A 1,500-nucleotide genomic window follows, 5' to 3' on the forward strand; every position below is an offset into this window, starting at 1 on the left:
TTTGCCCATTTGAGGCGGTGCTTGAGGTTTTTGCCCAAGCGGTTCACAAAGGGGGAAAGGTCGGTCATGGCAGTGTGTCCGATGGTGTCGTCCTGCTGTGGCGGGCAGGACGACGGGGGGTTACAGTTTTTCGGCAAGCCAAGCGTTTGCGCCGTTCAACACATCGGGCAGTTTCTCCGCATCGCTGCCGCCCGCCTGTGCCAAATCGGGACGGCCGCCGCCTTTGCCGCCGACTTGTTCTGCCGCCCATTTCACCAAATCGCCCGCTTTCACTTGGTTAGTCAAAGACTTGGACACACCCGCGCACAGCGACACTTTGCTATCGTTTACGGCGGCAAGCAAGACTACGGCGCGGTCGGACTGCCCGCACAAATCGCCGACAATATTACGCAATGCCGCCGCGTCTGCGTCCATCTGCGCCGCCACCAGCAAGGCGCCTTTCACTTCCTGCGCGTTGGCGAGCAGCTTCGCACCCGCGTGTGCCGCCAGTTCGCTTTTGGCGGCGGCAAGGGCTTTTTCAAGCTGTTTGGCGTGCGCCGCCTGCGCTTGGATTTTGGCGAACACGTCTTTTTCGGTTTGCGCTTTCACTTCGGCGATGATGGATTTAAGCAGTTGTTCCTGATGCTGAATCCGCGCCAATGCCGCTTCGCCGCACACCGCTTCCACACGGCGCACGCCCGCCGCGATGCCGCCCTCGCCGATGATTTTGAACACGCCGATGTCGCCCGTCCGCGCCACATGCGTGCCGCCGCACAATTCGGTGGAAAAATCGTCCATTTTTACCACGCGCACAAAATCGCCGTATTTTTCGCCGAACAACATCATCGCGCCTGTTTTTTGCGCGTCTTCAAGGCGCATGGTTTCAATTTTGACGGGCACGTTTGCCATAATCGCGGCATTGACGCGGCGCTCCACTTCGGCGATTTCGTCCGCGCCGATGGGGGCGGGGTGGGAAATGTCAAAACGGGTCAAATCTTTGTTTTGCAATGAGCCTTTTTGTTCAACGTGGCTGCCCAACACATCGCGCAGGGCTTGGTGCATCAGGTGGGTAACGCTGTGGTTGCGGGTGATGGCGGCGCGGACGCTTTCGTCCACTTGCGCCGACACTTTGTCGCCAATTTTCAGGCTGCCTGAAACCGCCGCGCCCAAATGTCCGTGTACCGCCGCTTTGATTTTTTGGGTGTCGCGCACTTCAAAACGTCCGTTTGCCGCAATAATCGTGCCGACATCGCCCACTTGTCCGCCGCTTTCGGCATAAAACGGGGTTTGCGCCAGCACGATGATGCCGTGTTCGCCCTCGCGCAATTCGTCCACCGCCGCGCCGTCCCGATACAGGGCGAGGATTTCGCTGTCGCACACGCGCTTCTCGTAGCCGCAAAATTCGGTGTCCGCGCCGTGATAGGACACTTGCGCGTCCGCTTTGAAGTTTTGCGCGGCGCGGGCGCGGGCGCGTTGGGCTTCCATTTCGCGGTTAAAGCCGTCTTCGTCCAAATCAATGCC

1 protein-coding gene is annotated in these 1,500 nt (G+C 59.5%); it reads right to left on the reverse strand.

Features of this window, described 5'->3' with window-relative positions; all coding sequences use genetic code 11:
* Nucleotides 1–120: 120 nt before the first annotated feature.
* On the reverse strand, nt 121–1,500 hold a 1,380-nt coding region (locus G392_RS12700), incomplete at its 5' end, for a serine-tRNA(Ala) deacylase AlaX (protein WP_034335086.1).

The sequence above is a fragment of the Conchiformibius kuhniae DSM 17694 genome, assembly GCF_000428785.1.
GTDB classification, from domain to species: Bacteria; Pseudomonadota; Gammaproteobacteria; order Burkholderiales; family Neisseriaceae; genus Conchiformibius; species Conchiformibius kuhniae.